Below are 26172 nucleotides of genomic sequence, written 5' to 3' on the forward strand. Positions count from 1 at the left end.
AAGGTTATGCAGGCAGGTGGGGTATGCCGAATGCCGAATGCTGAACGGGAATTGCGTGTGTAGGCTCTCCCCGTGACGCCCCTCTTCGAGTTCCGCATGCGCCCTCTGCCACAGATCATCCAGGGCTGGGAGGCCATCAACTTTGATGTGCCTCGATACCTGAGCGGTTGGTTCTGGCTGACGGATGGGTGGTATTGGCTCACCACACCACAAGGCGACATACCGACAGGACATCCGGATTTTGAGACGGCATTTGGCTTGGAACCCAGCCGTGATCCCCACCTTGACTATCAAGTTGCCCGCTTCTGGCAAGACCTGATTGACGTTTCGCACGACTCGTTGGAGCCACTGCCTGAGCCGTTCGCGGGCTGGGTGGAGTCTGGGCGTTGGGAGATATGGTGGGAGCAAGTCAACGAATGGTGGCGTTCCACTCCAGAGGATGACCCACTGACACACTACCGCTGGGATGACTGGTACGAGGCGGGGTCTTGGTGGAGCGCCCGCCACCTGGATATGGGTTATTTGCAGGCACCGCCCGTCATTCGCTTCTGGCGCATTGGCGACGAGGTGACTGTCCAGTGGGACACCCAGGAGAAACGAGTGGACGGCGTGCTCTGCTGGGTGGAGTCCTGCGGACGGCTGAATCTGAGTGGCTCGCAGTTTCAAGGGGAGCTAGAAGACTTTCGCCATCGCCTTGACCTTGCCATGCGTGAACGTCTCTCCGAGGTTGAAAAGCTTGGCGTTCTGGACGCCGCCAAGCTGGCATCTCTACACCGCCAACACACAGCTTCCATCGAAGAGGAGGGTCGGACCGGAGACAAGGTGGACTGGTTGAACGTGTTGAGCGCGATTCGGAAACTGGAACAGTGGTCCGTAGTGCCCCTACCTCGTTAGCTGCGGTATGGCAGGGAGTAGGTTTCAAACCATGCCCCTGTTCGACCGCATCACACTCAACCCCTCCCAGTGCGGCGGGCGTCCGTGTATCCGTGGGATGCGGATTCGGGTGAGTGACGTGCTGGACCTGCTCGGCACAGGTGTGGAAGTAAACGAGATTCTGAGCGACTACCCGGACCTGAAGCGTGAGGACATTTATGCCGCGCTGGTCTGGGTCGCGCGCTACGTTGACGACCCCCGGCTGAGTGCCTGAGCGAATGGCGGGGACCTTATAAGGCGGCGCTCACTCCTCTTGCAACCCCAGCACCAATCCCGCCGCAATCGCCCACATCATCACCCCGATCAGCACGTCCAGCACCTGCCATGCCCTCGGCGAGCGCATCAGCGGCGCGAGGCGGCCCGCCAGCAGGGCCAGCGCGAAGAACCATGTCCATGACGCAAGGATGGTGCCGAGGAGGAAGGCGTTTCGGCCTGCACCATCCAGTCCTGCGCTCGCCCCACCGATCAGGACCACCGTGTCGAGGAGGGCGTGCGGGTTGAGGAAGCTGAACGCGGCGGCAGTGGCGAGGACCGTTCCCGGTGTGGTGGCTGCCTGCCCGCCCGTCTCCAGCGTCCCCGGCTGCCGGGCCGACCGGAACGAACGCCACCCGTACCACAGCAGGAAGGCCGCGCCCGCCAGCGTCCCGACGGTCGTCAGCGCAGGACTCCGCGCCAGCAGGCCCCCGACTCCCAGCACCCCCAGCGTCACCAACGCCGTATCCGCCAACGAACACGCCACCGCCGCGAGGAGCGCGTGCCGCCGCGTCAACCCCTGCCTCAGCACGAAGGCGTTCTGCGGCCCGATGGCGACGATGAGCGAGAGGCCTAATGTCAGTCCGCGCAGGAAGGGGGGCACGGGGGGAAGGATAGGCGGGTGACTCGTCGCTTGTGGAGGACGCTGGCCCCCTCTCTCCGTCTCTCCGACGAGCCACGGGCCACCCACCCAAAGCTCCTGTCTGACCCGCCCCCTTCCCCTTCCCGCGCTCGAGCGTCCAGACTGCCCCTATGCCTGAACTGTTGCCGCGTGCCCGGTCGTCCTCGGAGAGCGTGTTCGCGCGCATGAGCCGCCTTGCCGCGCAGCATGGGGCGGTCAATCTGGGGCAGGGCTTCCCGTCGGACTCCCCGCCCGCCTTCCTGCTCGAAGCGGCGCGGCGAGCGGTGGGCGTCTCGGACCAGTACGCGCCCCCGGTCGGCCTGCCCACGTTGCGGGACGCCATCGGCGCTGACCTCGGGGTGGACGGGGCCGATGTGGTCGTGACCTCGGGGGCGACGGAGGCGCTGAATGTCCTCGCGCTGGCGCTGTACGGCCCCGGCGACGAGGTGCTGATGCTCGAACCCGTGTTCGACGTGTACGTGCCGCAGGCGCGGCTGGCGGGGGCCGTGCCCGTCACCGTCCCCATGCGGCTGACGGACGGGGAGGGGTGGGCGCTCGACCTCGACGCCGTGCGCGCCGCCGTCACACCCCGGACCCGCGCCCTGCTGCTCAACAGCCCCTACAACCCGACGGGGACGGTCTTCACCCGCGCCGAGCTGGAGTCCCTGGTCGCCCTCGCCCGTGAGTGTGACCTGTGGATCGTCAGCGACGAGGTGTACGACGAGCTGTACTTCGGGGAGCGGCCCGTGTCCCTGCGCGACCTCGCCCCGGAGCGCACCTTTACGACGGGGAGTGCGGGAAAAAGGCTGGAAGCGACCGGCTGGCGCGTCGGCTGGATTGCCTGCCCACCCGGTCTTGCGGGCAACGTCGCGGCCATACGGCAGGTCGGTTCCTTCTGCGCGCCCACGCCCTTTCAGGTGGCGGTGGCGGCGGCCCTGCCCGTCGCGCGGCGGGGGGGCTTCTACGAGGGGCTGCGCGCCGAGTACGGGGAGCGGATGCGCCTGTTGGCGGGCGGGTTGCGGGACCTGGGGGCCACGGTGTTCGAGCCGCGCGGCACCTACTTCCTTACGGCCCGTCGCCCCGGCTGGAGCGCCGAGACGCTGGTGGAGGAGGCGGGCGTGGCCGTCATTCCGGGGGACGCCTTCTACGTCGAGCACCCTGCCCCGGCGGGGTTGTTCCGGCTCGCGTTCTGCAAGTCGCGCGACGACCTGGAGCGGGCGCTGGAGCGGTTGGAACGGGCCGCCCATGTGAGCGCCTAGATTGTTTGTTTAGGCACGAACACGACCCCCGCAGCAATGGCTTACGCTCAGGCTATGAAGAAAGCCCTTCTCGGACTCCTGGCCCTCTCCGCCGTCTCGTCCGCCGCCGCCGATTCCGTGGGTGGCTCCATCGGCACGGGCCTCACCGTGCACTACCAGACCGACCTGACCTCCACCTCGTCCATCCGCTACGGCCTGAACCTCGACGCCCTGAACCTCTTCCGGGGCGGCTCGCTCGCCATCGGCGGCGACGTGGCCTACCTCGGCGAGTTGAACGGAAGCCAGGCCCTCGGGCCGTTCGACCCCTACTACGGCCTCGGCCTCGGCGCGTACGTGTCGCTCGGCAGTTCCAGCGGCCTCGTCGTCTACCCCAACGGCATCCTGGGCCTGAACTTCCAGGTCACGACGCCCCTGAGCGTCTTCGTGGAAGGCTCGGCGGGACCGCGCATCGTCGTCGGGACCGGCTCCACGGGCATCGACTTCGGCTTCGGTGCCCGCGTCGGCGTGAACTACCAGTTCCGCTAAGAGACTCGCCAACCGTCCGGTTCCTGATGTGGGGCCGGACGTTTCTGCTGGACGGCCCCGGCACGCCGCCTTGACCCCATCCCCACGGGCTGCTACCCTGCCTGCATAGGTATACGTGAAAGCGTATATCCATACACGCCATGCAGACCCTGTTCCCCCGACGCTGACGCCCCGGCCTTCCCTCACAGGAAAGGGCCGGGTAGGTCACGCCGGGGGACTTGTGTTGCCTTTTGCGTCATCCCTTGACGTTTCCAGGAGAAGATCAGCCCATGAGCCAGAGCACCAGCCAGCCCAGGATCGTCCTCGCCTACTCCGGCGGCCTCGACACCTCGATCATCCTCAAGTGGCTCCAGACCGAACGGAACTACGACGTGGTGTGCTTCACTGCCGACCTCGGGCAGGGCGACGAGGTGGAGGAGGCGCGCGTCAAGGCGCTGAATACGGGCGCGGTCGCCGCCTACGCCCTCGACCTGCGCGAGGAGTTCGTGCGCGACTACGTGTTCCCGATGTTCCGTTCCTCGGCGCTGTACGAGGGGTACTACCTCCTGGGAACGTCCATCGCCCGCCCGTTGATCGCCAAACGAATGGTCGAAATCGCCCAGCAGGAGGGCGCGGTCGCCGTCTCGCACGGGGCGACGGGTAAGGGCAACGATCAGGTGCGCTTCGAGATGACGGCCTATGCCCTGAAGCCCGACATCGTGACCGTGGCCCCGTGGCGCGAGTGGGAGTTCCAGGGGCGCGCCGATCTGGAGCAGTTCGCCCGCGAACACGGCATCCCCGTCCCCACCACCCAGAAGGACCCGTGGAGCACCGATGCCAACCTCCTGCACATCTCCTACGAGGGCGGCATTCTGGAGGACCCCTGGGCCGAGCCGCCCGCGCACATGTTCAAGCTCACCGTCAGCCCCGAGGACGCGCCGAACGAGCCGGAATACGTGGAGGTGGAGTTCGAGGGGGGCGACCCGGTGGCGATCAACGGGGAGCGTCTGACTCCCGCCGCCCTCCTGCAATGGGCGAACGAGATCGGCGGGCGGCACGGCGTCGGGCGCATCGACCTCGTGGAAAACCGCTTTGTGGGGATGAAGTCGCGCGGCGTGTACGAGACGCCCGGCGGCACCCTGCTCTACCACGCCCGCCGCGCCGTGGAGAGCCTGACGCTCGACCGCGAGGTGCTGCACCAGCGCGACGCCCTCGGTCCCAAGTACGCCGAACTCGTCTACAACGGCTTCTGGTTCGCCCCGGAGCGCGAGGCGCTTCAGGTGTACATGGACCACGTGGCCTCCGGCGTCACGGGCACGGCCCGCCTGAAGCTCTACAAGGGCAACTGCATCGTCGTCGGGCGCAAGGCTCCCCGCAGTCTGTACGACAAGGACCTCGTGTCCTTCGAGGCGGGCGGCGACTACAACCAGCACGACGCGGGGGCCTTCATCAAGCTCAATGCCCTGCGGATGCGGGTGCAGGCGCGGGTGGAGGCGAGGGCTGGGCTGAAGGAACAGCCGGAAGCCGAACGGGTCTGAGATGACGCCCGCTGTCAAGCCCCGACTGGTTCCCGTCCTGGTGAAGTGGAAGGGGCGTCCCAGCCACTACGTCTGCTTTGAATGCCGCAAGCAGTTTCGTAAGCCCCTGATTTTTCAGGCCACGCGTTCCCCCTCCGGCAACTTATCCAATACGCACGGACTTGGCATGGATGCGGCAACTTACCCCTGTCCGCAGTGTAGCCAGGCAATGATCCAGATGGGTAAAAACTTCCGCGCTCCTGCTCAGGCCGATGCCGAGGGTTGGGAGGTCGCGCGGCGGCTGGCGGCGGCGGGATTCCGGCATGGGCATACGACGGGGCAGAAGTATCCGACGCGTTTGAAGGATGTCGCAGCATTTCTGGAGAAGAACGGGCAACGCACGGACGGTGAGGAGTTGCTGCGGAGATGGGCGAAGAAATGACTCCCACCCTCCGCCCCGCCCTCCCCGCCGACGCGCCCATCTTCCACGTCGTCATGATGGCGGCGGGCATGGACCCCCGCAGTTCGTGGAGCCGCACTCGTGTGGAGGACGTGGCGTGGAGTCTGGGGCAGGGGGGCGGCTTCCTCGCGTGGCAGGACGGCGAGGCGGTCGGCTGCGTCGGCTGGCGTCCGGATGGATCGCGGACCCTCACTCTCAACAAACTCGCCACCCGCCCGGACATGCGCGGGCAGGGCATCGGTGCGGCGCTCGTGCGCGCGGTGGAGGAGGTCGCCGCCCGTGACGGCTACGCCCGCGTCCTCCTCGCCGTCAGCCAGTACAACCTCGCTGTGCGCCCCTTCTACGAACGCCTCGGCTACCGGGTGGACGGGGCAGCACGGTACGCCCACGCGAACCCGCACAACCCGCCGCCGCTGGTGCTGGTGAAGGAAGTCGGATGGTAAGTCTGTCGCTGCTGCTCGGCCTGCCTGTTCTGGCCCTACTGGGTTTGGTCGGCGCACGGTTGAGGTGGTCGCCTTTGCCCCTGTGGCGAGGGGTCTTTGTCGTCGGTTCGGTGTTGACGGTGGTGTACCTGGCTTACGCCGCTTGGAAGACGCTTAGCGTAATTTAGCCCCCGCCCCTTCGTGGAGACTGCAATGATCCAACCAACACAAGACAAGAAACTCTGGGGCGGACGCTTCGCCGAGGCCACCGACGGCCTCGTGGAGCTGTTCAACGCCTCCGTCTCCTTCGACCAGCGCCTCGCCGAGCAGGATATTCGCGGCTCGCTCGCACACGTGGCGATGCTGGGGCAGGTCGGCATCCTCACGGTGGAGGAGGTGGCCCAGATCAGTGACGGTCTGCGGGCCGTCCTCGCCGACATTCGCGCCGGGACGTTCGAGTGGCGGCTCGACCGCGAGGACGTGCATATGAACGTCGAGGCGGCGTTGCGCGACCGCATCGGCCCGGTGGCGGGCAAGCTGCACACGGCCAGGAGCCGCAACGATCAGGTGGCGGTGGACTTCCGGCTGTTCACGAAGGAGGCGGCCCTCGACCTGGCCGAGAAGGCGCGGGCGCTGCGGGCCGTGATGGTTGCGGAGGCAGAGAAGTATCTGGTGGATGAGGTCATCCTCCCCGGCTACACCCACCTTCAGGTCGCCCAGCCCATCCTCCTCTCCCACTGGTTCATGGCCTACGCCGCCATGCTGGAGCGCGACGAGGGCCGCTTCCGCGACGCCGCCGGGCGGATGGACGAGTCGCCGCTGGGGTCCTCGGCGCTGGCCGGGACGCCGTGGCCCATCGACCGCCACGCCACCGCCGCCGCCCTCGGCTTCGCGCGCCCGACCGCCAACTCCCTCGACGGGGTAGGGAGCCGGGATTTCGCGCTGGAGTTCCTATCTGCGTGTGCCATCCTTGCCGCGCACCTCTCGCGCCTGTCGGAAGAACTGATCCTCTATTCGACCTTCGAGTTCGGCTTCCTGACCCTGCCCGACTCGCACACCACCGGCTCCTCGATCATGCCCCAGAAGAAGAATCCCGACGTGTCCGAACTCGCGCGGGGCAAGGCGGGGCGCGTCTTCGGCAACCTGATGGGCCTGCTGACCGTGGTGAAGGGCACGCCGCTCGCCTACAACAAGGACCTTCAGGAGGACAAGGAGGGCGTCTTCGACTCCTACGACACGCTGAGTATCGTGCTGCGCCTGTACGCCGATATGCTGCCGAAGACCGTCTGGCACGCGGACACGACGAGGGCGGCGGCGGCGCGCGGCTTCTCCACCGCGACCGATGTGGCCGACTTCCTCGCCCGGCAGGGCGTCCCCTTCCGCGAGGCGCACGAGGTCGTCGGGGGGCTGGTGGGCCTCGCCAGCCGCTCGGGTCGGCAACTGTGGGACCTCACGGACGCGGAGTTGCGGGCGGCCCACCCCCTGCTGAATGCCGGCGTTGCCCGAAGCCTGACGGTGGAGGAGAGCGTGAGAGGGCGGCAGAGTTACGGCGGCACGGCACCTGAGCGGGTGCGCGAGGCCGTGGACGCGGCGAAGGCGGCGTTGGGATGAGAGTGACGGTGGGCCTCGATGGGACGCTCCTGCATAAGCGCGAGGCGGAGTGGGCACACTGGCTCGCCCACCCCGAGGAGAACCCGCTCTCCACGCGGGCCACCTTCACGGGGGCGGAGGTCGTGCTGGAGAACGAGCTGTGCGTGTACGTGCAGGATTCTCTTTACGGCGACGGACTACGTTACGTGGGGCACATCGTCACCAAACGGCCCTGCCTGACCGTCTTCGATCTCACGCCGGAGGAAGTGCTCGCCACCCACGCTCTCCTCGCCGAGATTCGCGCCCATCTGGACGCCACCGTTCGGCCCGACGGTTACACGGTCGGCTGGAACGTTTTCCCGGCGGGCGGGGCGCACATCCCCCACGTTCACCTCCACGTTATCCCCCGCTGGAGGACGGACGCCTCAGCGGGGGCGGGCCTGCGTTACTTCCTCAAGGCGGCGGCGCGGGAGGCCGAGCGACGACGACCCGAGGACGGTGGCCCATCCCCCACGCCCCTGCACTCCTCTGGAGGTTCCCCATGACCCTGGACACCGATACCCACATCAAACTTCGTCAGGCGACGAGCGGGGCCGACCTCGAAACCCTGCGCGACCTCATCCTCGCCGTGGGCCTGAGCCATGAGCGGGCGGCGATCACGGCGACGCTGGACGGCTCGACGTACTGGATTGCCGAACTGGACGGCGTGCCCGCCGGGTGCATCGGCCTGGAGCACGGCGAGGGGGCGAGCCTGATCCGCTCGGCGACCGTGCTCCCCCACGCGCGGCGGCAGGGGCTGGGGCGGGCGCTGGCGATGAGCGCGCTCACCCAGGCGAGCCTGCGCGGGGACCGGGCGGTGTACCTCTTCTCCAGCGACTCAGGGCCGTTCTGGGAGCAGTTCGGCTTTACTCAGGTCCCGCCCGAGACGGTGGCCGCCGCCCTGCCGGGGACGCCGCAGGTTCGCAGCGGCGAGTGCCGGGGCTGGCTCCGGGACGAGGTGGGCTGGGTGCGCCCCCTGAACGTGCTGTCCGAAGTGGGAGGGCCTTAGCCGATGACGGCTGACCTGCGCTATGCTGCCGCCACACACAATTCCACCCGCCCGGACGCCCGCGTGGGTCCTCGGGACGGGGCAGACCACGGAGGAACCCCCCATGACCGACCAGAACGTGCAGATTCGCCTCGCCGACGCCAACGACAAGGACACCGTGACCCGCATCATGCAGGAGGCGGGCCTGACCACCGAGGCGACGCTGGCCGAGGGCACGACCTACTGGCTCGCCACACGCAGCGGTCAACCCGTCGGGGCCATCGGCCTGGAACACGGGGACGGAGCCTCGCTGCTGCGTGGTGCGGCGGTGTTGCCGACGGCGCGGGGAAGCGGGCTGGGCCACCGCCTCGTCATGAGCGCCGTGCAGTACGCGCAGGGCCGGGGCGACCGGGCAATCTACATGTTCAGCAAGGGCGGCGACTGGGGAACCTTCGGCTTTCAGCAGGTGCCGCTGGCCGTGGTGATGGGCGAACTCCCCGACACGCCCCAGATTCGCGCCTACCGCGCCCGCAGCGAGCGCCCCGGCGGCACGACCTGGATGCGTCCGCTGGACCGGACGGCGAGCAAGGCGTAAGGGGGGGGGTGAAGCGTGGAGTGTGGATCGTAGGAGGGCACCAGTCTTTCTCTACGATCCACCCCCTACGTTCCACGTTCCGGCCTGGGGTCCACCCATGACCCTCCTCTCCCTCGACTCCATCGCCGTTCCCGACCTGCACCCGCAGGCTCCCCTGGGCACGCGCAAGGCCCGGCTCTCCGACATCGACGCCATTCACGAGCTGATCGGCTACTGGGCGGCGCGCGGGCAGATGCTGGTGCGCTCCAAGAGCCTCCTCGCCGAGACCATCCGCGACTTCCACCTCGTCCTCGCCGAGCCGCATGGGGGAAAGCCGGGCGGGCTGGCGGGCGTCTGCGGCCTGCACATGCTCGCGCCCGACCTCGCGGAGGTGCGCGGCCTCGCCGTCCACCCGAATATGCAGGGGCGGGGGCTGGGCAAACAACTCGTCGAAGCCTGCGAGCGGGAGGCGCGCGACATTGCGCTCCCCGCCCTCTTCGCGTGGACGTACCAGCAGGCCTTTTTCGAGAAGTGCGGCTTCACCCGCATCGAGAAGACGAACCTGCACCCGAAGGTCTGGAGCGAGTGCCAGCGGTGCGCGTTCTTCGAGAATTGCAATGAGATTGCGATGTATAGGGAGCTGGGGTGAGGCAGTTCCTCGACGATGTGTTGGGGACCGTCCGGCAGTCGTCTGGAAGCTTTTCCTTCAAAACTGTTACTGCGGATGGTGTTGTTCGGGGTTACTTTCGAGGGATGGAAGGTCAAGTCCCGTCGTCTGCCCAACTCGACTTCATGCGTGCGGCGGTCAGAGATGCCGAAAGGCTGAAGCGGCTGGCTGTGGCGTTCGTGCGGAACGAGGTGCTGACCCGACCGGACCGTTACGGCCTCTTGGAGGAGGAGGGTCGCCCCGCTCCGTGGGCCGCGCCCTACTTCCAGATGAGCGAGGCGGAGTATTTCGACGATTTCCGCCTTGAATCGCTGGTAGTTGAGGGCCAGGACCCACGCTGCATTCGCATGACGTATGCGACGGAGCTTGACCCCGAGCATGGAGTTCCTGTGCTTTTTTGCGAGGGGCAGCCGCTTGAGGCGTTCGCTTGAGCAGAGGTGTTCCGGCAGGACTGACATTCGGCCCACACCCGCCCTGCTACCCTCGGTGGCTGAAAGCTGACGACTGACCGCTGACGGCTGACCGCTCCCCCACCATGAAACCCGGCCCGTGAGCCGGTATGGAGGCCCCCTATGATTCGGAAGGAACGTGCAATTCTCGCCCTCGAAGACGGCACCGTGTACCGGGGCTACGCCTTCGGGCACCGGGGCGAGACGGTCGGCGAGGTCGTGTTCAATACCTCCATGACGGGCTACCAGGAGATCATGACCGATCCCTCGTACAACGGGCAGATCGTGACGATCACCTACCCGCACGTCGGCAACTACGGCGTGGCGATCTACGACATGGAGAGCAACAAGCCGTATGTGCGCGGCTTCATCTCCCGCGAGTTTTCCGGTGAGTATTCCAACCACCGCGCCCAGCAGTCGCTCGAAGCGTTCATGCAGCAGTACGGCGTGGTGAGTATCCAGGGCATCGACACCCGCGCCCTCGTGCGGCGGTTGCGGTCGGGTGGCGTGGTGAAGGGCGTCATCGCGCACCGCTCGTACACGCACCCGGAGGACGCCTACGGGGAGTTCACCCCCGCCGAGGAGCAGGTCTACGTTCAGCGGGCCAAGGGCCATCAGGACATCGACGGGCACGACATGACCCGCGAGGTCACGACCTCCCTGCCCTACGCCTTCCCCACCCTGCGGCACGGCAAGCGCGTCGTGCTGATGGACTTCGGGATCAAGCACACCATCATCGAGCGGCTGGCGGAGGTCGGCATCGAACCCATCGTCGTGCCCGCGCACACCACCCCGGCGCAGATCATGGCGCTCCAGCCGCACGGCCTCTTCCTGTCGAACGGTCCCGGCGACCCCGCACCGCTGGAGTACGCGCACCGGACGGCGTGGGAGCTGATGGGCCTGCTGCCCACCTTCGGCATCTGCCTCGGGCACCAGATTCTCGGCCTCGCGGCGGGCGGGCGCACCTTCAAGATGAAGTTCGGGCACCGGGGCGGCAACCAGCCCGTCAAGAACCTCCTCACCGGGAACGTGGAGATCACCTCGCAGAACCACGGGTACGCGGTAGACCTCGACTCCATCCCGAACGGATCGTTCGTCGCCACGCACGTCAACCTCAACGACGGCACGCTGGAGGGCATGGCGCACTCGCGCTACCCGGTCTTCTCGGTGCAGTACCACCCGGAGGCGTCCCCCGGCCCGCACGACAGCCGCTACCTCTTCGACCGCTTCATCGAGGAGATCGACGCCTTCGACGGCGCGAACGGGACGCCCGTGGAGAAGGCGGCCTCCGGGCGGCTGGGGCTGTAGGGCGGAGGTGTTGACCGTGCGACGCCTCGCGCTGCCCTTCGTGTTCGCCAGCCTGCTTCCGGCTCAGGCGGCCCCGCCCGCGCCATCCTCGCCCCCCCGCGTGGAGTTCACGGTCTCGCAGGACCTCGTGCGGCGGGTGACGCAGGGGGACCGGGTGGCTGAGCAATTCGTCCAGGGCGTAAAACTCGTTGTGCCCGGCGACCTGTTGCGCGAGGAGGTCGGCGTGCGGAACGTCAGCGGCGGCGTGCTGCGCGACGTGTCCGTGGGAATGCCCGTGCCGCGCGGCACCTTCTTCGGCGGCGGGGCGACGGCAACCACGGGCCGCTGGCGGGTGGAATACAGCGCCGACGACGGGCGGACCTACAGCGCCACCCCCAAACGCCGCGTCACCGTCAGCGAGAACGGGCTGAGCGTCACCCGCGAGGTCGCCGCCCCCGTCAGCGAGTACACCCACGTCCGCTGGGTCCTGAGCGAACTGCGGGCAGAGGAGACGCTGAAGTTCTCCTACCGGGTGCGGGTGAAGTAGCGGGTCAAGTAGGCGTGGGCGCTTCACCTTTCCTTGAGAAGCGGTGGCCTCGTACCGTTCGGCGGCATGGGTAGGGGAGACTGCGGCTTGAACTTCCGAGCCATCCTCCCTCCCAGACCCGAAAGGACGCCATGACCGACCAGCCCGACCTTTTCGGCCAAGTGGCCACCAATCCCACCGCCGACACCCCCAAACCCCTCGTGCCCGCCGGGCTGCCGGAGTCGTGGCAGACGGCGCTCGCCGCCGAGTTCGCCTCGCCATCCTTCCATGCCCTGCGCGACTTTCTGGTGGAGGAGCGGCGCACCCACACCGTCTTCCCGCCCGCGCCCGACGTGTTCAACGCCCTGCGCCTCACGCCGCTGGAGAACGTCAAGGTCCTCATCCTCGGGCAGGACCCCTACCACGGCCCCGGTCAGGCGCATGGGCTGAGCTTCTCCGTGCGGCCCGGCGTGCGCCCGCCCCCCAGCCTCGTGAACATCTACAAGGAGTTGCAGGCGGACGTGGGCTTCAAGCCGCCGAGGCACGGCTACCTGCGCCCGTGGGCCGAGCAGGGCGTCCTCCTCCTGAATGCCGTCCTCACCGTGCGGCAGGCTGAGCCGAACAGCCACGCGGGCAAGGGCTGGGAGGCGATCACCGACGCCGTGATCCGCGCCGTGAACGAGAAGCCGGAGCGGGTGGTCTTCGTCCTGTGGGGCGCTTACGCCCGCAAGAAGGCGAAGCTCGTCACGGGCAAGCAGCACGTCGTCATCGAGTCGGCCCATCCCAGCCCGCTGAGCGTGGCGAAGTTCATGGGCACCAAGCCCTTCTCGAAGGTGAACGCGGCGCTGGAGGAGGTCGGGGAGACGGCGATTGACTGGCAGCTTCCGATGGAGGCCAGCGAGTAATGCCGAGTCGCACCGAAATCCTCCAAGACGAATACCTCCGCCGCGAGGGCAGCAAGCAGGGCGAGTTCCGTTACTTCTGGCCGGACGACACCGAATACATCGATGCGGAGGGCATCGCCCGGATTTCTGCCCTCGCTGTGCCGCCCGCCTACGAGGGCGTGTTCGTCTCACCCGACCCCGACGCCGAGTTGCAGGCCTTCGGGCGCGACGCCGCCGGGCGGCTCCAGTACCGCTACCACTCCGACTTCGTGCAGGCGGGCGCCCTGAAGAAGTGGCAGCGGCTCGCGCGCTTCGCGGACATGCTGCCCACGTTGCGAACGGTGACGGCCTCGGACCTCCGGCTCTCCGGGCTGCCCCGGCGCAAGGTGCTGGCGGTCATGTCGCGGCTGCTGCACGTCGCCCACTTCCGGGTGGGGAGCGACGCCTACGCCCGCGCGCACAAGACCTACGGCCTGTCCACCCTGCGCCAGCGCCATGTGAAGGTGGACGGCGGGGCGATCACCTTCCGCTTCAAGGGCAAGCACGGCATCCTTCAGGAAAAGACGGTCCGCGACCGCACCCTCACCACGAACGTCGGGCGGCTGCTAGAACTGCCCGGCCCGTGGCTCTTTCAGAGCGTGGACAATGAGGAGACCCGCCTGCGCGTGCGCGCCCCCGACCTCAACGGCTACCTGCGCGAGGTGGTCGGCCCCTTTACCGCGAAGGACTTCCGCACCTGGGGCGGTACCCTCGTCGCCGCCGAATTTCTGGCCGAGGCGGGAGCGCCCGAGTCCGAGCGGCAGGCCCGCAAGACGCTGGTGGAGTGCGTGAAGTTCGTCGCCGAGGACCTGGGCAATACGCCCGCCGTCACGCGCGGCAGCTACATCTGCCCGGTCATCTTCGACCGCTACCAGGAGGGCAAGGTTCTCGACGACTACGAGCCGAGGGCGGGCCGCCCCGAGCCGGAGCTGGAGGGCCTGACCCGCAGCGAGGCGGCGTTGAAGCGGATGCTGGAGAGCGAGAAGGCGCTACGGACGGGACGGAGCCGGAAGAAGGCGGCGTGAGCGTCCGGTCATGGCCGCGCACGCTGGCCCGCTGGTTGCTGGGTGGGGCGCTCGTTGGGGCGGGCGTCGGTCATCTCACCACCCTGCGGCGGGAGTTCCAGGCCCAGGTTCCCAATTGGCTTCCACTCGACAAGGACTTCGTGGTGCTGGCCTCCGGCGTCGTGGAGGTCGGGCTGGGGGTGGCATTGCTCGCGCTGCCGCGTCAGCGGGTCGCGGTGGGATGGGTGGTCGCCGCCTTTTTCGTCGCCATCTTTCCCGGCAACGTCTCGCAGTACCTCACGCGCACGGACGCCTTCGGGCTGGACACCGACCGGGCGCGGCTGATCCGGTTGTTCTTCCAACCCCTGCTGGTGCTGTGGGCGCTGTGGTCCACGGGAGCGTGGCCGAGGCCGCGTGGGGAGCGGCGCTAGCGTACCAAGTCCACCCTCCGCAAGTCGTCAATTTAGGGTGACTGAGAATCGTCGCCTTCGTTCCCTGACACCTCTACCCACTGCACCAGTTGAAAGATGACGCCGTTCGGGTCCTCCATCTGAAAGTACCGCTCGCCCCACGGCTCGGTCTCGATGGGCGTGACGACGGGCACGCCTTCCGCCCGCAGGCGTTCGTACTCGGCATCGATGTTCTCGACCACGAAGACGACGAGCAGCCCCTGTCCGGCACTTCCAGCGATGTGCGGCGGCTTGAAGCTGTCCAGCCCAGTTCTCAGGTAGATCAGGTTGAAGCCCACGTCTGGCCGGGTCAATGAGCACATGGTGTCCGGGACGGTCATGCTCTCCACGAAGCCGAAGTGCCGCTTGACGAACTCGGCGGAGGCGGCCACGTCGGGCACGTTGAGGGAGAGGGCGGAGGCGGTGACATTCATGGGACTCCTTTAGGCGCGGATCAGAGGTGATTGAGTCCCATCGGCGGCTCCTTTCAAGCCTCCGTCTCCTGCCCCCGCAGATACTCCGCGTACTCCTCGTGGAAGGGCAGGGCGCGGGCGAAGTCGCTGGAGCGGGCGCTCAGGGCGGCTTCCACCCCGGCCCGCTCGGTCTCGCGCAGGGCGAACACGTGGGGAGGGCGCGGCAGCCGGAAGCGGGTGTGGTCGTGTGGAATGGACAGGACCAGCGTGCCCAGCGCCTCACCGGAGGTCGTGGTGACGAGGCTCCACATCCAGCGTTCGTTGTCGGTCCCGTCGGCGTTGCCCCACTCGCGCGAGATGTCGAAGTCGCCGGGGAGGGGAGGAGTGGCCTTCAGCCCAAGATCGCGCATGTGCCGCTTCACGTCGCGCAGCAGCAGGTTCAGGTAGGTGCCGAAGGCCATGTCCCCGGCCCGCGCGTAGGCGTCCGCCAGTTTCTCGCGGTGGGTGTCCAGCACGGTTTCCCACTGCTCGGCAACTTGAGCGTCCACCCACTGCCCCAGGGCGAGGATGTCGGGCGAACCGTTCACGGCGTTGGGGAAGGTCTCGGTCATGCGCTCCTCCTTCAGGAGTTGTTCTCCGTCGGCGACGCGTTCTCTTCTAGACGGGCACGCAGGGCGCGGAGAGTTGCCAGCGCGGCCTGCCACTCTGCGAGCGTTCGCACGCCGCCGATGCGATCTGCCCACTCGGCCTGAGCGGGGATGAGGCGGGCGGCGGCGTCCTCCCCCTTCTCCGTGAGCTGCACCAGCCGGGCGCGGCGGTGACGGGGATTGTCCACGTAGCGCACGAAGCCCTCCCGCTCCAGCGCGTCCGTCAATTGCTGCACGCTCTGGCGCGCGAGACCCATCACCCGCCCGATCTGCGCCACCGTCACGGGGCCGTGTTCCACCACCCCCAACACCTGCCACCGGGCGCTCGTCAGTCCGAGTGGCCTCGTCAGACGGTCGCCCGCGTCCAGCAACAGGCCATTGAGCCGGAAGACCTCCAGCAACAGTTCCGTGAAGGCGGCCCCCTCCGCCGTGGATTGGGTCACGGGAAGACTACCCTACTGCTTTGACAGGCTCCTGTCAAATTAGGGGGAGAGACGCCCTTCACAGCCGCACGAGGTCCCGCCCCACCTGCCCGAGATTCTGTTTGCCGGACAGGGCGAGGGCCAGCCGGAGTTCGTCCTGTAACAGGTCTAGCGTTCGGCGCACACCCGCCTCCCCGCCCGCCGCAAGACCCCACAGTGCCGCCCGTCCGAGGAAGATGCAGCGAGCGCCGAGGGCGACGGCCTTCAGCACGTCCGTCCCGCGTGTCACCCCACCGTCGAGGTAGACCTCCACCCGCCCGCCCACCGCGTCCACGACCTCGGGCAGCGCCGCGATGGAAGAAATGGCGGTGTCCAGTTGCCGCCCCCCGTGATTGCTGACCCAGACGTGGCAGCCGTGTTCGGCGGCGAGAACGGCGTCCTCGGCGGTGAGGAGGCCCTTGAGAACGACGGGGAGGGACGTGACCGAACGCAGCCACGCGAGGTCGTCCCACGTGAACGCCTTGTCGATCAGGCCCTGAAAGTAGTTCACGAGTTGGGACCCGCTCTCCGACTCCAGCCGGGCGAGGTGGTCGCGGCTCGCCACGTTGGGCACGCGCAGATGTGGCGGCAGGGCGAAGCGGTGGCGTTCGTTCGGCTCGCGGCGGCCCACGAAGGGCGCGTCCACCGTGACGACGAGCGCCCGCGCGCCCGCCGCCTCCGCCCGCCGCACGAGGTCCGCGCTCAGCTCGCGGTCGATGCAGGGGTAGAGCTGAAACCACATCCGGCCCGGTGCCGCGTCCGCCACGTCCTCAATCGGCGTGTTGGAGAAGGTGCTCAGCGTCATAATACTGCCCGCCGAGGCCGCCGCCCGCGCGGTGCCGAGTTCCGCCGCCCTGTGCGCGAGGCCGTGGAAGGCGCTCGGCGCGATGCCTACCGGACAGGCGAGGGGCAGGCCGAGGACCGTGGTGGAGGTGTCCACGTTCGACACGTCCACGAGCATCCGGGGCCGCAGCCGCAGGGCGCGAAAGGCCGCCCGGTTCGCGTGCAGCGTCACCTCGTCGTTCGCGCCGCTCGCGTAATACTCCAGTGCGTTGCGGTCCAGCCGGGAGCGTCCCAGGGCTTCGAGGTCCGCGAGGTTGACCGTGCCGCGCAGTTCGGGTTGGTCGGCGTCCGGCAGGTTGGGGGTGGTCACGGGGTTAGCGTACTTGGCTGGGCTGGCCTGGGTTATTGGGAGCCGTTCTCGCGGTCTATCTCGGTGTGAAGGGTGTCCAGATCGGCGAGAAACCGGGTGTGGAAGCCGTGTGCCTCCGGGTCCACCTGAAACAAGAATTCCTTCCCCGTTCCGATGCTCAGACCACATATCTCGTGCAGCACGTAGAGGATGCTCACGGGACTTAACCTCCTCCGCCTCGCCTCCTCCGCCACTGCCAGAGGCCCGGCCCCGGCCAATGCGCGGTATGGTTCCAGGTCAGGTTTCTCCATAGCCGCACCGTACCGCCTGCCCAACCTGTCCGGGTGAAGGCCGACGGCACCCCTCCTCCCCGTCTGTCAGACTGGCTCATGTTCCCCTCGCGCCCGCGTCCCGCCCCGCCCGGTCCCCATCAGGAGAGCGTGTGGGAGTACCCGCGCCCGCCCCGACTGGAGCGCACACCCGCACGACTTGAAATCTGGCTCGGCGGCGTGAGAATTGCCGATACGACCGAAGGCTTTCGCGTCCTGGAGACGAGTCACCCACCGACCTACTACTTGCCACCCACCGCCTTCCTGCCCGGCGTCCTCGTTCCGGCGGGAGGCGGCAGCGTCTGCGAGTGGAAGGGGAAGGCGAGTTACTGGACGCTGAGTGCGGGCGGCAAGACGGCTCAAAGTGCGGGCTGGAGCTACGAGCGCCCCACGTCCGCCTTCCTCCCCATCGCCGGGCATGTCGCCGTCTACGCGGGCCGTATGGATGAGTGCCGGGTGGACGGCGAGCGCGTGACGCCGCAGCCGGGCGGCTTCTACGGCGGCTGGATTACGGCGAACGTGGTCGGGCCGTTCAAGGGCGAGGCGGGAACGCTGGGGTGGTGAGGTTCGGTGAGCAGAGTCACCGGACGCTGACGCTCTGGGCCGCTGCCCGCGCCGCCCTTGCTACCCTGCCGCTATGACCGGTTCGGCGCTTCCATCCGACACACGCGTTCGTCAGCGGCTCACGGCGCTCGCGCAGGGGCTGCGGCACTTCCACTCGGCGCTGCTCGACTTTGCCAGGGGGGAATACGAGTTTCTCCACGGCCCGGTGGGGGGGCCGTTCGCGCTCTACTCGCTGGTGATGAACGATCCCGCCTTCCAGTGGTTGCGGCCCCTCTCCGGCCTGATGGCGACGCTCGACGAGGTGCTCGACCAGAAGGACACCACCCTCACCGACCGCAACGTGCAGGACGTTCGGCAGGCCCTCGGCCTCCTGTTCGCCGACACGGACACCCGCTTCACCGACTTCCGCGCCGGGTATACCCGCGCCCGCACCGAGGCCCGCGTCCGCGAGACCGAGGCCCGCTGGCGTGAGACCTTGAGCAGCCTGGAGGCCTGAGATGCGCCTCGTCGTGGGTCTGGGCAATCCGGGGCCGAACTATGCCCGCACCCGCCACAACGTCGGCTGGTTCGTCGTGGACGAGGTGGCCCGCCGCTGGGGTGCCGCATGGCGCAGGGAGGGTAAGGACGCCGAGGTGGCCGAGGTCCGCATCGGTCCCGCTCCCGGCACCCGCGTCCTGCTCGTCAAGCCACTGACCTTCATGAACGCGGCGGGGCGGGCGGTGGGGCCGCTCGTCACCTTCTACAAGCTGGGCGGTGACGCGCTGCTCGTCGTGCAGGACGACCTCGACAGCCCCTTCGGCCTCCTGAAGTTCCGGCTGGGCGGGCGGCACGGCGGGCAGAACGGGGTGCGCGACATTCTCCGCGTCCTCGGCACCGACGCCTTTCCCCGGCTGAAGGTCGGCATCTCGCGGCCCCCGGCGGGCTGGAACCCGGCGGACTGGGTGCTGAGCAGGTGGCGCGAGGAGGAGGCGGACACGCTCGCCGAACTCGTCCGCCTCGGCGCGAACGCGGTGGAAGCGTGGGCGACCCTCGGGCTGGCCGAGGCGCAGGGCCGCTTCAACGGCACCGACCTCCGCCCGAAGGCCGACCCGCCCGCCCCCGCCGCCGAGGCCCCACCGCAAGAGACGGTCTGAGCGCGGTCCTTCACACGGGGCCGCTCTCGTGGCGGATGCTCGCCCCGCTCCGGCCACCGCCGTGAGGAGGAGGCCTTCGCCCCGGCCCTTTCCCGGCGGCGGAGAGGTCGTCCCTCACCGGACGAGTGTTCGGCGTGGTGGGCCGACCTCCTCCACCATCCGCGCCCTTGATCTGGGGCGCTCAGCCCTCCGGCTGGTCCGCTGCCTCCCCCAGAGCGGGGGCTGAACCCGGAGGCCGGGGGGCCAGAATCGCCACCGCCAGCAAGCTCAATCCCGTGACGAGGACGGCCACGCCCACCGCCGCGCCCGTGTTCGGCACCTCCGGGGCGTCGAGGAGGACCCCCTTGAGGCCCGCCGCCACGATCAGTCCCAGGCCGGTGTCCCACAGGAGGCGGGGCGGCTCGCCCGTTCGCCGCGCTCCCACACACGCGCCCAGCCCGACCCCCAGGACCGCGAGGCTGGAGAGCGTGAGCCAGGGCCACCCCACCTCCGCCGCCGGGTCAAGCCGCGCCCCCAGCGAGAGCAGCCCCACGAGGAGCAGCGCCGCGAGCCACAGGGCCTGAACGTGGGGCCGTTGCGGCGCGGCGTCCTCCGCCGGGAGACTGTTCAGGGTCCGCGTCCGCAGGCCGCCCGCCGTGCGGGTCAGCGCCCACACGAGGCTGAGGAGCAGGGCACCCAGCGCCGGGACCGTCAGCGTCCCACTCAGCGGGTCGAGGAGCGAGGCCACGAACGCGCCGGAGAGGCCCAACTCCACCGGGAGCGGGGAGGACCCCCCCAGCGGCGCGGCGAGCAGGACCACCAGGGCGGCCAGCAGCCCCAGCCCCAGCCCCACGTCCAGCCGCGACCACCCCCAGGCGAGGCGCAGCGGCACGGTCAGGGCTGCCGTGAGGGCCAGCGCCCCCGGCACGCCCACCCCCGGCAGCCAGGTCAGGCTGACGCGGCTCAGCGTGAGCGCGAGGACGAGCAGGCCCGCGCCCTCGGCCACCGCCCTCGCCCCTCCGCCCGCCCGCCGCGCGGTGCCCAGCAGCGACCCCGCCGCGACGAGCGCCACGAGGCAGGAGGTGAACGCGGTCCCGCCCGAGCCGTCCGCCGTCCCCACCAGCAGCAATGCCCCCACGGCGGCTCCGGGAGCGAGCGCCCAGAAGGCCGCCCTCCGGGGAGGGGTGGGGGGAGTGTCAGCCCGCCCCCTGGCCCGGAGCGCCCACAGTCCCGCCGAGAGCGCCGCCACGGCCAGCCACAGAAGGTCATCGCTGCCCGTCTGGAGTGCGGCCACGGCGAGCAGGCTGCCACCCCCGGCGAGGAGCGGGGCCGTGAGGCGGGGGGTGGGGGTGCTGGGCGTGCCGTCGGGATTCGGGTTCGGACGGGGGGAGGTGGCCCACGGGTCCCTCGCCACCCGCAACGCCCCCAGGACGGCAATTCCTGCGGGCAGAGCGCCCAGGAGCGCGTCCCATCTCGTCCCTGTGAGGTCCGTGCCCGCGAGGCTAGCTCCCCACACGGCGCTCAGGCCCAGGCCCCCCGCCCCCGCCGTCAGCCAGCCCCGGCTGCGGGCGCTCAGGCCCACGAGCAGCAGCGCGAGGGCGACCCCGGCGATGGCGGCGGGCTGGGTCCGCGCCCCCAGCAGGCCGAGGACCGCCGCCCCGGCCACCCCGCTCGCGGCGGCGGTGAGACTTCCGGCGAGGGTGCCCGTGAGTGGGGGCGCGGTGTCTTCTCCCGTGACCAAGCGCCGTCCCCAGGCGTACCGTGCCGTCAGCGCCAGCAGGGCGAGAATGACCAGCGAGAGGACACCCACGAGCGGGTCTGTCCGCCCGCGTTCGGCCAGGGCCGTGCCCACGGCGGCGGCCACGAGAACCTGCGGCCCCAGCGTCGCCCGCGCCGCGAGGGCGGGCACGGGAGGGCGAGGGCGGGTCTCCTCCTCCTCCACCCGCCGCATGAGCAGGGCCAGCGCCGGGGCGAGCGCAAGGGCGGAGAAGGCCAGCCAGACGAGGAGTCCGGGGACGATCCCGCCCGCCCCACCGAGCGCCAGCACTTCCAGCGCGTAGTTTCCTTCGCTCTCGAACAGCAACTCCGGGTCGGTGTGGCTCGCCGAGGCGATCAGCCACCCCAGCGGCACCAGCCCGGAGACCCCCAGGGTGAGGGCGAGCGCCGCGCGGTTCGTGCCCTCCGGTTCCCCGCTAGTCTTCACCTGCCCAGGTGCCCTCCCCGACACGGCCACCCCCGCGAGGAGCAGCACCGCCCCCGCCGCGAGGACGGACGCCCGCCCCAGGTCGTCCGTGAGCATCCACACCGAGAGGCCCGCCCCGAGGACCGCCAATGCTCCGAGCAGCGGTTCGCGGCGACGCAGCCCGTCCCACAGCAGCCCCGCGCTCAGGGCGAGGAGGCCCAGCATAACCACGGCGGGACCCCAGGCGTCGGGGAGGGACTGGGTGACGCTGCCCAGTCCCAGCGCCGTCACCCCGTACCCCAGCCCCCGGAGCGCCCCCGACACCGGCCACGGCACCCGCCGCGCGTTGAGGAACAGCAGCCCCCCGAACGCGAAGACCGCCAGCAACCCCGTCCAGCTCGGCGCTCCCAGCTCCCGCAGCGTGAAGGCCAGCCCGCCCAGCACGAGCACGCCCCCGATCACGCTGATCCGCGCCCGGCTGTACTCGGGGTCCCACAGGGAGGGGCCGCGCGGTCTGGCCGGGGCGGGGGAGACCACGACCGGCACATCCTCCGGCCAGATGGTGGGTGTCTCCTCCGGTGGGGCGAGGGATTCTTCGGCAGGCAGGGTCGCTTCGGGCACTCCAGCCCGCTCCCCCACCCGCAGCCGCGCGAGTTCGGCCCGCAGTTCGTCCAGCCGCCGCTCCAGCCGTGAGGCGCGGACGAGCGCCCAGACCGCCAACCCCAGCGCCAGCACCACCGCGAGTTCCGTCATCCCGCCCGCCCCGTGTCCCGTCCCCGGCCCGCCGAACGCCGTGCGTCCCCCATGCCTTCCCCTTTCGTTCCCGCGCTTTCCCGAACGGTACTCCGTCCGCACCCCACGGGCCGGGCAACCGGAACGCGGCACAAGAAAAAACCCGCCGCGTGGGCGGGCCGCTGGTGGAGAGAACGCTAGCTGTCCTGGGCTGGCCGGGACGTGCAGTCGGGGCAGTGGCCCATGAACTCCAGGCGCACCCCGGTGATCTGGAAGCCCGCCGGAAGCGCCGCCGCCGGGATGGAGGGCACGGCCCCCGCGTCCACGTCGAAGATCGCGCCGCAGCCCCGGCAGACCGCGTGGTGGTGGTCCTCGCCCGCGTGCTTGTAGTCGTAGCGGGTGGCCTGCCCCGCGCGCTCGATGGTCATCACCACGCCGTCACGTACGAGGGCGTCGAGCGTGCGGTACACGGTCCCCAGGCTCACCTGGGGCAACTGTCCCCGGACCTGCCCGTGGATCCAGGCCGCGTCCGGGTGGCCCCGAGACGCCCGCAGCACCTCGATCACCGCCTGCCGCTGCCGGGTTTGCCGCACCATCGTCATGGGGCGAGGATAGCAGACGGGGTGATGCGGGCCTGACGCGAGCGTTACGGTTGGAAGCTTGTGGCCCGTCGAAAAAGACCTTCCTCTACAAGCGACAGGCACGTGCTACAAGCCGTCCTTCTTGCCTTCGTTCACCCCCACCCCGCATAGTGCTGAACGTGCCCGCCCGATTGCTGCCGCTGCTGACCGACGTGCCCCAGTCCGGGGAGACGCTGGGGGCGCGGCTCGGCGTGAACCGCGTTACGGTGAACACGCTGGCGCGGCGGCTGGCGGAAGGCGGCGTGCCCGTCGTCACCACGCGGGGCGGGTACGCGCTGGAGGTGGGGACGCCCGCGCCTCAGCTCGTGCCCGTCACGGGCCACTTCGGGCGGGCGATGCGCTACGCGGGCACGGTCGGTAGCACGCAGGACGAGGTGCGGGCGTGGGCGGACGACCCGGATAACCTGGTCCCCCACGGTGCCGCCTTCGTCGCCGAGCGGCAGACCGCCGGGCGTGGACGGCGTGGGCGGAAGTGGGACACCACCCACGGCACCCTCGTCTTCAGCGTGCTCCTCCACGGGCCGCTGCCCCTCCCCGACCTCGCGCTTATGCCCTTCGCGGCGGGGGTGGCCCTGCAACGCGCGTGCGGCGTCGGCGGGCTGAAGTGGCCCAACGACCTCCTGTCCCCCGACGGGCGCAAGCTCGCGGGCATCCTCCTCGAAGCCGACCTGCGGGGTGAGGAGGCCCGCCGCGCCGTCCTCGGTCTCGGGGTGAACGTCACCGCCGCGCCGCCGGGGGCCGCCCACCTCGCGGAATTTCTGCCCGGCGTCACCCGCGCCGCCCTCCTCGCCCGCCTCCTCGCCGAGCTGGAACGGTGGCTCGTCGCGTCGCCCGACGCCGTGTTGGAGGCGTGGCGCGCATCCAACGTCACCCTCGGGCGGGAAGTGCGCCTCTCCACCGGGCGCGGCGACCTCATCGGGACCGCTCTGGACCTCGACGCGCAGGGGGGCCTCGTCGTCCAGCCGCCCGGCGGCCCGCCCGTCACCGTTCACGCGGGGGACGTTCAGCTTGTTGGTACTCTCACCCCATCCCACTCGCAGGAGGACCACCCATGACCCCAGCCGTTCCCGCCCACCCCACCCTCGCCCGCACGCTCGCGCCCGCGCGTGGTCTGACCCGTGACGTGCCCCTCGTCCTCGGCGGGGCCGCGTTCGTCGCCCTCGTCGCGCAGGTCGAAATCCCGCTGTGGCCCGTGCCCATCACCCTCCAGACGCTCGCCGTGCTGCTCGTCGGGGCCGCGCTGGGGTGGAGGCGGGGTGCGGCGAGCCTGAGTACGTACCTCCTCGCCGGGGCGGTCGGCCTGCCCGTGTTCGCGGGGGGCAGCGCGGGTCTCGCCAAGTTCGCGGGGACCACGGGCGGCTACCTCGTCGGCTACATCCTCGCCGCCGCCCTCGTCGGCTGGCTGGTGGAGCGGTACGCGCTGGACCGCACCGTTCGGGGCACCGCCCTCGCCATGCTCGCGGGCAGCGCCGTCATCTACGCCTGCGGGCTGGCATGGCTCGGCACCGTCACGGGGCTGCAAGGCCAGGCCCTCCTGAACGCGGGCTTCACCCCCTTCCTCCTCGGTGACGCCCTGAAACTCGGCCTCGCCGCCCTGCTGCTGCCGGGAGCGTGGGCGTGGGTGGGGAAGCGGTAAAGTGTTTCGTAGGAGCTGATGGTTGTGAAGGAAACACTGACGACTTGAGAAAGGAGTAGGTGCATGACTGAAAGAAAAAGGTTGGAGGAGAGCCGCAGCTTTCCGCGCGAGACAGAAAAGAGTATAATTGGAAATTCGAAGCCAAGTGTATCCATTGGAAATAAAAACAAAGGTAGTCCAAAGGACGGGGTGCCAAAAGGGGGACCATTTAAATCCAAACCAGACAATAAATGAGTGACGTATCTACTCTATTAGCCAGCCTTATAATAATAATTCCTGGTTATGTGGCAATATCTGTATTTAGCTACGTTATTGGCTCTAGATCAAGAGAGTTTGTTGCCTCTACTGTTTGGAGCGTATTAGCTGCGGCTCTACTGTACGCCGTTTTTGACAAGATCGGTGTTCTTGTAAGCAAGCTCGGTCTAACTATACCGGGAGTGACTATAGCTCAGGTACTTAAAACTGATTTAAAGGAGGGAAGGATTGGTTTCGGTGACACCAGTGTTATTGATATAATCTATCTGTCTTTGTCTGTATCAATGATTGGTGCTATGACTGGTTTTTTTGCGGGAAAGTTGGTGAGGTCTAGAAGTTTCAACTTTCTAAGTAGGAGGTATACAGGACATTCGTACAACCCTGACATATGGAACGAGTATTTTATAGATGACACTCATCCTTGTGTTTATATTAAAACCAAGGACGGTAAAGAGCTGCTTGCTAATCTGGCGTACGCCTCAGAAGTACCTTCTAATAAGGGTGTGATTTTGTATGATGTGTCGTTTGTAGATGAGAACACAGGAGAGTTGGAGGACATAGAGTTAAACGGCGAACCATATATGTTTGTACCTGGCGACAACATAAATTATATAATTCGTTATGGTGGGTATAGTAGAGATAGCCTCCTAGAGAGAGTAATGAGGCTTTTTGATCGGGATGAGGTTCTACTGTCATTTATAACTTTGTTTATCATATCTGCGTTCATCCTCTACTATACGTACTAAAACTTCCCCTCGGGAGAGAAAACAGCCCCACCTTCACTCGGGTGGGGGCTTCTTCTTCGCGTGGGTTGCAGGTGCGCTCCCGTGCGGAGGCCCCACCCGAAGTCTGCGGCCAGTGTGCGCCGTGGCGGGGGCGGGCGCATCGGCCAAAAGGGGGAGGGGAGGCGGTCAGAGCGTCCAGATATTGAGCGTGGGCACGCCGAGCGGGGCGAAGTCCTTGATATTTCGCGTGACGACGATGAGGCCGTGGGCGCTGGCGGTGGCGGCGATCAGGGCGTCGAGGGTGCCCGGCGTCTGACCGGCGGAGCGCGCGGCCTGAACCAGTCGTGCCCACTCGGTCATCACGGGATGCGTCACGTCGAGGACCTGACCGGCGAACTGTGGGAGCAAGTCCTGCCTGTACCACGCCTCAAGCCGTTGGCGTCGGGTGGGGTCCGGCGTGTTGAGAAGGCCGCGTTCGATCTCCCCGAGCGTGACGACACTCAGGGCCGTGTCCCTGATAGAAACGTTCTCCAGCCAAGCGATAACCCCCAGGTTTGGGCGTGGTTTGGAGGTCTCACTGACAATGTTCGTGTCCAGCAGGTAGATCACAGCTCTACGTCGCCGGGCCTGTCCTGAAGGCGTTCCAGCCTGAACTCCTCGTCACGGGGAATGTTCCTGAAAGCAGTCATGGCGCTGACGAACGGCTCCTCTCGCAAGTCGGTGACTTCTGAAGTCGCCGGAGGAGCCGTGTGAATCACGAACGTCACACCGTCAGGGCGGGTGATGCTCTGCGGTTCTCCGTTGGCGACGAGTTCGAGAACTTCGTCCATGTGGGCCAGAGCTTCGGCATAGGGCCAGGGGGTGCGGTGTGAAGTCAT

At 68.3% G+C, this 26172-nt stretch carries 34 protein-coding genes; 24 read left to right on the forward strand and 10 right to left on the reverse strand.

From position 1 onward, the window contains the following. The first annotated feature begins 72 nt into the window (after window positions 1-72). Window positions 73-894, forward strand: coding sequence for a DUF5984 family protein (locus tag V3W47_RS11785; protein ID WP_331825408.1), 822 nt, complete (start codon window positions 73-75; stop codon window positions 892-894). Between the two features lie 31 nt (window positions 895-925). Then, on the forward strand, window positions 926-1147 hold the full coding sequence (locus V3W47_RS11790) for a DUF433 domain-containing protein (RefSeq protein WP_331825409.1): 222 nt from the start codon (window positions 926-928) through the stop codon (window positions 1145-1147). 30 nt (window positions 1148-1177) lie between these two features. Here V3W47_RS11790 and V3W47_RS11795 read toward each other — a convergent pair whose 3' ends face one another. Then, on the reverse strand, window positions 1178-1789 hold the full coding sequence (locus V3W47_RS11795; RefSeq protein WP_331825410.1) for a LysE/ArgO family amino acid transporter: 612 nt from the start codon (window positions 1787-1789) through the stop codon (window positions 1178-1180). A gap of 149 nt (window positions 1790-1938) precedes the next feature. Here V3W47_RS11795 and V3W47_RS11800 point away from each other — a divergent pair, with 149 nt between their 5' ends. From V3W47_RS11800 to V3W47_RS11875, 16 genes are all read left to right on the forward strand, one after another. Beyond that, the gene (locus V3W47_RS11800; protein WP_331825411.1) at window positions 1939-3066 is read left to right on the forward strand and encodes a pyridoxal phosphate-dependent aminotransferase; all 1128 of its coding nucleotides are present in this window, start codon (window positions 1939-1941) and stop codon (window positions 3064-3066) included. A gap of 54 nt (window positions 3067-3120) precedes the next feature. Next, a complete protein-coding gene (locus V3W47_RS11805) occupies window positions 3121-3591 on the forward strand; it encodes a hypothetical protein (RefSeq protein ID WP_331825412.1) in 471 nt (156 codons plus the stop codon). Window positions 3592-3860: 269 nt separating this feature from the next. Then, window positions 3861-5108 carry an argininosuccinate synthase gene (locus tag V3W47_RS11810; protein WP_331825413.1) on the forward strand — a complete coding sequence of 416 codons (1248 nt, stop codon included), beginning with the start codon at window positions 3861-3863 and terminating at the stop codon, window positions 5106-5108. Between the two features lies 1 nt (window position 5109). Then, on the forward strand, window positions 5110-5529 hold the full coding sequence (locus V3W47_RS11815) for a hypothetical protein (RefSeq protein ID WP_331825414.1): 420 nt from the start codon (window positions 5110-5112) through the stop codon (window positions 5527-5529). Then, window positions 5526-5990: a GNAT family N-acetyltransferase gene (locus V3W47_RS11820; RefSeq protein ID WP_331825415.1), complete on the forward strand. Its 465-nt coding sequence runs from the start codon at window positions 5526-5528 to the stop codon at window positions 5988-5990. Before V3W47_RS11815 ends, V3W47_RS11820 begins: the two co-directional genes overlap by 4 nt. A 192-nt stretch (window positions 5991-6182) precedes the next feature. Beyond that, entirely contained in the window at window positions 6183-7580 is a 1398-nt protein-coding gene (argH, locus tag V3W47_RS11825; RefSeq protein WP_331825416.1) for an argininosuccinate lyase, read from the forward strand. Next, on the forward strand, window positions 7577-8104 hold the full coding sequence (locus tag V3W47_RS11830; RefSeq protein WP_331825417.1) for an HIT family protein: 528 nt from the start codon (window positions 7577-7579) through the stop codon (window positions 8102-8104). The genes argH and V3W47_RS11830 overlap by 4 nt, the downstream gene beginning before the upstream one ends. Then, window positions 8101-8607 (forward strand): GNAT family N-acetyltransferase, encoded by a 507-nt coding sequence (locus tag V3W47_RS11835; protein ID WP_331825418.1) that lies wholly within the window; start codon window positions 8101-8103, stop codon window positions 8605-8607. Before V3W47_RS11830 ends, V3W47_RS11835 begins: the two co-directional genes overlap by 4 nt. 103 nt (window positions 8608-8710) lie before the next feature. Then, window positions 8711-9181 (forward strand): GNAT family N-acetyltransferase, encoded by a 471-nt coding sequence (locus V3W47_RS11840; protein ID WP_331825419.1) that lies wholly within the window; start codon window positions 8711-8713, stop codon window positions 9179-9181. A 97-nt stretch (window positions 9182-9278) separates the two neighbouring features. Further along, on the forward strand, window positions 9279-9809 hold the full coding sequence (locus V3W47_RS11845; RefSeq protein WP_331825420.1) for an N-acetyltransferase: 531 nt from the start codon (window positions 9279-9281) through the stop codon (window positions 9807-9809). Beyond that, window positions 9806-10258 carry a hypothetical protein gene (locus V3W47_RS11850; RefSeq protein WP_331825421.1) on the forward strand — a complete coding sequence of 151 codons (453 nt, stop codon included), beginning with the start codon at window positions 9806-9808 and terminating at the stop codon, window positions 10256-10258. The genes V3W47_RS11845 and V3W47_RS11850 overlap by 4 nt, the downstream gene beginning before the upstream one ends. Before the next feature lie 141 nt (window positions 10259-10399). Continuing rightward, window positions 10400-11584 carry a glutamine-hydrolyzing carbamoyl-phosphate synthase small subunit gene (gene carA, locus V3W47_RS11855; protein WP_331825422.1) on the forward strand — a complete coding sequence of 395 codons (1185 nt, stop codon included), beginning with the start codon at window positions 10400-10402 and terminating at the stop codon, window positions 11582-11584. A 16-nt stretch (window positions 11585-11600) separates the two neighbouring features. Further along, the gene (locus V3W47_RS11860) at window positions 11601-12110 is read left to right on the forward strand and encodes a hypothetical protein (protein ID WP_331825423.1); all 510 of its coding nucleotides are present in this window, start codon (window positions 11601-11603) and stop codon (window positions 12108-12110) included. Window positions 12111-12241: 131 nt separating this feature from the next. Further along, window positions 12242-12994 carry a uracil-DNA glycosylase gene (locus V3W47_RS11865; protein ID WP_331825424.1) on the forward strand — a complete coding sequence of 251 codons (753 nt, stop codon included), beginning with the start codon at window positions 12242-12244 and terminating at the stop codon, window positions 12992-12994. Then, window positions 12994-14037: a DNA topoisomerase IB gene (locus V3W47_RS11870; RefSeq protein ID WP_331825425.1), complete on the forward strand. Its 1044-nt coding sequence runs from the start codon at window positions 12994-12996 to the stop codon at window positions 14035-14037. The genes V3W47_RS11865 and V3W47_RS11870 overlap by 1 nt, the downstream gene beginning before the upstream one ends. Beyond that, complete coding sequence (locus V3W47_RS11875) at window positions 14034-14447, forward strand: DoxX family protein (RefSeq protein ID WP_331825426.1); 414 nt, start codon at window positions 14034-14036, stop codon at window positions 14445-14447. Before V3W47_RS11870 ends, V3W47_RS11875 begins: the two co-directional genes overlap by 4 nt. Before the next feature lie 32 nt (window positions 14448-14479). Here V3W47_RS11875 and V3W47_RS11880 read toward each other — a convergent pair whose 3' ends face one another. From V3W47_RS11880 to V3W47_RS11900, 5 genes are read right to left on the reverse strand one after another with little or no spacing between them, the layout of a single operon-like run. Continuing rightward, window positions 14480-14899, reverse strand: coding sequence for a VOC family protein (locus V3W47_RS11880; protein WP_331825427.1), 420 nt, complete (start codon window positions 14897-14899; stop codon window positions 14480-14482). Between the two features lie 53 nt (window positions 14900-14952). Beyond that, window positions 14953-15489 carry a DUF6022 family protein gene (locus tag V3W47_RS11885; protein ID WP_331825428.1) on the reverse strand — a complete coding sequence of 179 codons (537 nt, stop codon included), beginning with the start codon at window positions 15487-15489 and terminating at the stop codon, window positions 14953-14955. Window positions 15490-15500: 11 nt separating this feature from the next. Continuing rightward, complete coding sequence (locus tag V3W47_RS11890) at window positions 15501-15968, reverse strand: MarR family winged helix-turn-helix transcriptional regulator (protein ID WP_331825429.1); 468 nt, start codon at window positions 15966-15968, stop codon at window positions 15501-15503. 58 nt (window positions 15969-16026) lie between these two features. Next, on the reverse strand, window positions 16027-17139 hold the full coding sequence (locus V3W47_RS11895; protein ID WP_331825430.1) for an alpha-hydroxy acid oxidase: 1113 nt from the start codon (window positions 17137-17139) through the stop codon (window positions 16027-16029). Between the two features lie 32 nt (window positions 17140-17171). After that, window positions 17172-17336 (reverse strand): hypothetical protein, encoded by a 165-nt coding sequence (locus V3W47_RS11900; protein ID WP_331825431.1) that lies wholly within the window; start codon window positions 17334-17336, stop codon window positions 17172-17174. A gap of 171 nt (window positions 17337-17507) precedes the next feature. Between V3W47_RS11900 and V3W47_RS11905 the strand changes: the two genes are divergently transcribed. The 3 genes from V3W47_RS11905 (at window position 17508) to pth (ending at window position 19144) form a co-directional block, all read left to right on the forward strand. Further along, window positions 17508-18011 (forward strand): DUF427 domain-containing protein, encoded by a 504-nt coding sequence (locus tag V3W47_RS11905; RefSeq protein WP_331825432.1) that lies wholly within the window; start codon window positions 17508-17510, stop codon window positions 18009-18011. Window positions 18012-18084: 73 nt separating this feature from the next. Continuing rightward, window positions 18085-18507: a hypothetical protein gene (locus tag V3W47_RS11910; RefSeq protein ID WP_331825433.1), complete on the forward strand. Its 423-nt coding sequence runs from the start codon at window positions 18085-18087 to the stop codon at window positions 18505-18507. Between the two features lies 1 nt (window position 18508). Then, window positions 18509-19144: an aminoacyl-tRNA hydrolase gene (gene pth, locus V3W47_RS11915; RefSeq protein ID WP_331825434.1), complete on the forward strand. Its 636-nt coding sequence runs from the start codon at window positions 18509-18511 to the stop codon at window positions 19142-19144. A gap of 181 nt (window positions 19145-19325) precedes the next feature. On the opposite strand, the gene V3W47_RS11920 is transcribed toward pth, so the two are convergent. Next, window positions 19326-22058, reverse strand: coding sequence for a hypothetical protein (locus V3W47_RS11920; protein ID WP_331825435.1), 2733 nt, complete (start codon window positions 22056-22058; stop codon window positions 19326-19328). A 176-nt stretch (window positions 22059-22234) separates the two neighbouring features. Beyond that, window positions 22235-22639: a Fur family transcriptional regulator gene (locus V3W47_RS11925; RefSeq protein WP_331825436.1), complete on the reverse strand. Its 405-nt coding sequence runs from the start codon at window positions 22637-22639 to the stop codon at window positions 22235-22237. A 158-nt stretch (window positions 22640-22797) separates the two neighbouring features. On the opposite strand from V3W47_RS11925, the gene V3W47_RS11930 reads away from it, so the two are divergent. The 3 genes from V3W47_RS11930 to V3W47_RS11940 all read left to right on the forward strand — a co-directional run bounded on the left by V3W47_RS11930 (window position 22798) and on the right by V3W47_RS11940 (window position 25315). Beyond that, window positions 22798-23733, forward strand: a complete 936-nt coding sequence (locus tag V3W47_RS11930) for a biotin--[acetyl-CoA-carboxylase] ligase (protein WP_331825437.1) — start codon at window positions 22798-22800, stop codon at window positions 23731-23733. After that, a complete protein-coding gene (locus tag V3W47_RS11935) occupies window positions 23730-24314 on the forward strand; it encodes a biotin transporter BioY (RefSeq protein ID WP_331825438.1) in 585 nt (194 codons plus the stop codon). The genes V3W47_RS11930 and V3W47_RS11935 overlap by 4 nt, the downstream gene beginning before the upstream one ends. Before the next feature lie 230 nt (window positions 24315-24544). After that, complete coding sequence (locus V3W47_RS11940) at window positions 24545-25315, forward strand: DUF6338 family protein (RefSeq protein WP_331825439.1); 771 nt, start codon at window positions 24545-24547, stop codon at window positions 25313-25315. Between the two features lie 165 nt (window positions 25316-25480). On the opposite strand, the gene V3W47_RS11945 is transcribed toward V3W47_RS11940, so the two are convergent. Then, on the reverse strand, window positions 25481-25903 hold the full coding sequence (locus tag V3W47_RS11945) for a type II toxin-antitoxin system VapC family toxin (protein WP_331825440.1): 423 nt from the start codon (window positions 25901-25903) through the stop codon (window positions 25481-25483). After that, the gene (locus V3W47_RS11950) at window positions 25900-26172 is read right to left on the reverse strand and encodes a hypothetical protein (RefSeq protein ID WP_331825441.1); all 273 of its coding nucleotides are present in this window, start codon (window positions 26170-26172) and stop codon (window positions 25900-25902) included. Before V3W47_RS11950 ends, V3W47_RS11945 begins: the two co-directional genes overlap by 4 nt.

The organism is Deinococcus sp. YIM 134068, assembly GCF_036543075.1.
In the GTDB taxonomy this organism is placed as follows: Bacteria; Deinococcota; Deinococci; order Deinococcales; family Deinococcaceae; genus Deinococcus; species Deinococcus lichenicola.

Bases quoted from the DNA above. Each gene is read 5' to 3' on its own strand.
- V3W47_RS11790 (WP_331825409.1), top strand. From the start codon at position 926: ATGCCCCTGTTCGACCGCATCACACTCAACCCCTCCCAGTGCGGCGGG.
- V3W47_RS11800 (WP_331825411.1), top strand. From the start codon at position 1,939: ATGCCTGAACTGTTGCCGCGTGCCCGGTCGTCCTCGGAGAGCGTGTTC.
- V3W47_RS11805 (WP_331825412.1), top strand. From the start codon at position 3,121: ATGAAGAAAGCCCTTCTCGGACTCCTGGCCCTCTCCGCCGTCTCGTCC.
- V3W47_RS11810 (WP_331825413.1), top strand. From the start codon at position 3,861: ATGAGCCAGAGCACCAGCCAGCCCAGGATCGTCCTCGCCTACTCCGGC.
- V3W47_RS11815 (WP_331825414.1), top strand. From the start codon at position 5,110: ATGACGCCCGCTGTCAAGCCCCGACTGGTTCCCGTCCTGGTGAAGTGG.
- V3W47_RS11820 (WP_331825415.1), top strand. From the start codon at position 5,526: ATGACTCCCACCCTCCGCCCCGCCCTCCCCGCCGACGCGCCCATCTTC.
- argH (WP_331825416.1), top strand. From the start codon at position 6,183: ATGATCCAACCAACACAAGACAAGAAACTCTGGGGCGGACGCTTCGCC.
- V3W47_RS11830 (WP_331825417.1), top strand. From the start codon at position 7,577: ATGAGAGTGACGGTGGGCCTCGATGGGACGCTCCTGCATAAGCGCGAG.
- V3W47_RS11835 (WP_331825418.1), top strand. From the start codon at position 8,101: ATGACCCTGGACACCGATACCCACATCAAACTTCGTCAGGCGACGAGC.
- V3W47_RS11840 (WP_331825419.1), top strand. From the start codon at position 8,711: ATGACCGACCAGAACGTGCAGATTCGCCTCGCCGACGCCAACGACAAG.
- V3W47_RS11845 (WP_331825420.1), top strand. From the start codon at position 9,279: ATGACCCTCCTCTCCCTCGACTCCATCGCCGTTCCCGACCTGCACCCG.
- carA (WP_331825422.1), top strand. From the start codon at position 10,400: ATGATTCGGAAGGAACGTGCAATTCTCGCCCTCGAAGACGGCACCGTG.
- V3W47_RS11865 (WP_331825424.1), top strand. From the start codon at position 12,242: ATGACCGACCAGCCCGACCTTTTCGGCCAAGTGGCCACCAATCCCACC.
- V3W47_RS11870 (WP_331825425.1), top strand. From the start codon at position 12,994: ATGCCGAGTCGCACCGAAATCCTCCAAGACGAATACCTCCGCCGCGAG.
- V3W47_RS11880 (WP_331825427.1), bottom strand. From the start codon at position 14,899: ATGAATGTCACCGCCTCCGCCCTCTCCCTCAACGTGCCCGACGTGGCC.
- V3W47_RS11885 (WP_331825428.1), bottom strand. From the start codon at position 15,489: ATGACCGAGACCTTCCCCAACGCCGTGAACGGTTCGCCCGACATCCTC.
- V3W47_RS11905 (WP_331825432.1), top strand. From the start codon at position 17,508: ATGTTCCCCTCGCGCCCGCGTCCCGCCCCGCCCGGTCCCCATCAGGAG.
- V3W47_RS11910 (WP_331825433.1), top strand. From the start codon at position 18,085: ATGACCGGTTCGGCGCTTCCATCCGACACACGCGTTCGTCAGCGGCTC.
- pth (WP_331825434.1), top strand. From the start codon at position 18,509: ATGCGCCTCGTCGTGGGTCTGGGCAATCCGGGGCCGAACTATGCCCGC.
- V3W47_RS11920 (WP_331825435.1), bottom strand. From the start codon at position 22,058: ATGACGGAACTCGCGGTGGTGCTGGCGCTGGGGTTGGCGGTCTGGGCG.
- V3W47_RS11925 (WP_331825436.1), bottom strand. From the start codon at position 22,639: ATGACGATGGTGCGGCAAACCCGGCAGCGGCAGGCGGTGATCGAGGTG.
- V3W47_RS11935 (WP_331825438.1), top strand. From the start codon at position 23,730: ATGACCCCAGCCGTTCCCGCCCACCCCACCCTCGCCCGCACGCTCGCG.
- V3W47_RS11940 (WP_331825439.1), top strand. From the start codon at position 24,545: ATGAGTGACGTATCTACTCTATTAGCCAGCCTTATAATAATAATTCCT.
- V3W47_RS11950 (WP_331825441.1), bottom strand. From the start codon at position 26,172: ATGACTTCACACCGCACCCCCTGGCCCTATGCCGAAGCTCTGGCCCAC.